We start from the raw sequence: 1,386 nt of genomic DNA, 5'->3' as shown, positions 1-1,386 counted from the left end.
GTATTTCTTTCCTACCTTGCTCTCAAGTAATACTCCGTCCTCATTGTATGCTTTTACAGTGAAGGTATCCTTAGTCCACTTTTCATACTCTTTAGGTATCTCAACATTAAATATCTTTAAATACCCCTGCGCCTCTCTAAACTTATTAAAGTCTACATTGACTGTTGTAAGCTTCTTCTCGCCGGCGTAAAGTTCAATCTTTGCAGGTGCCTGCTTCTTTGGATCGGATACATTTACTGTAAATGTCTTTTCTACAGTTTGTCCACCTATGCTCTTTCTAATAGTGATGGTCTTCTCACCTATATCAGCACTTGTAAATACATATCCGTTATCCGGATCTGAGGTGAATCCTCCTGTCTTACATGCTTCCCAACCTACAAATGCCTTATTGTTTCCGTTCTGTGTAACGGCATTTATCTCAAGTCCTCCGATTTCAAGGCTGTCTCCTACATAGTAGTTCTTCTTTATAAGCTTTGTCTCAAGAGCAAATGATGCTATCTCCGAGGTATCCTTTGATACATCAACTATTACCGCATATACATCATATCCCCATGCATCATATCCCGGATGGGCTATCTCTTTCATATTGAAGCGCCACTGTGAAAGATCTCTGTCATACTTTGCCTTTCCAAGCTCCTCTTCTCCGGAGTAGATTGTCATTTCTTTTATCTTTCCCTTAGCCTCAACTGTATAGCGATACTCATCCTTTGTTAATGTAATATCCTTTGTTTCTCCGCTCTCATAGGATATCTTTATCTTATCAGGATATTTTTTTCCAAGCTTCTTTCTTACCTGAATCTCACTTTGTATATCTATCAGTGAATCTGCATTCTTAAAATGTACATGTACAAACTCAAGTAATGACGGCAATGCACTTCCATGTAGAGGATCGGTAACTATTCCATACTCTGCAAACTCCGCAGGTGTTATCTCTTTTACCTCTCCACCCTTTAAATGAAGCTTAAGCACTGTTTTTGACAGATCAAGGCTCTGACCTGTTGCAACACTGTCAGGTCTTGTTTTAAACTCAATATAGTCAATCTTTTGAACCTTTTGATCTTTTTTAAACTTCTTTGATCTCTCAAGGGCATTCTCAACCGCACTTACATGTCCCTGTGCTGTTTCTGTTGCTCCGCTGACTGCATCAAAAATCTCGCCCTTTCTTTCACTCAGCTGCTTTTTGATTCCTTCAACATTTTCAAGTCCCTTAAATTTCTCAAGAAGATAATCTCTCTTTCTTTCATAGCTTCCCGCTATCTTATCATCATCTGTATATACTACCGAATCTACCTTCTCGATTTTTCCGTCCTTTATAGTAACCTTAACTATATTTGAACCTCTTTGAAGCTTGTATCTGCTCCATGTAGCTGTTCCATACCATTCACC

Annotated in this window: 1 protein-coding gene; it reads right to left on the bottom strand. The window is 38.9% G+C overall.

The genetic code is table 11. The features are described 5' to 3' along the window. Positions 1-1,386: FMN-binding protein (locus HMPREF1495_RS01990; protein ID WP_034211609.1), on the bottom strand; the 1,386-nt coding region annotated here is incomplete at both ends.

Source organism: Lachnoanaerobaculum sp. MSX33 (assembly GCF_000512995.1).
In the GTDB taxonomy this organism is placed as follows: Bacteria; Bacillota; Clostridia; order Lachnospirales; family Lachnospiraceae; genus Lachnoanaerobaculum.
This window is presented reverse-complemented; position numbering and strand designations above follow the sequence as displayed.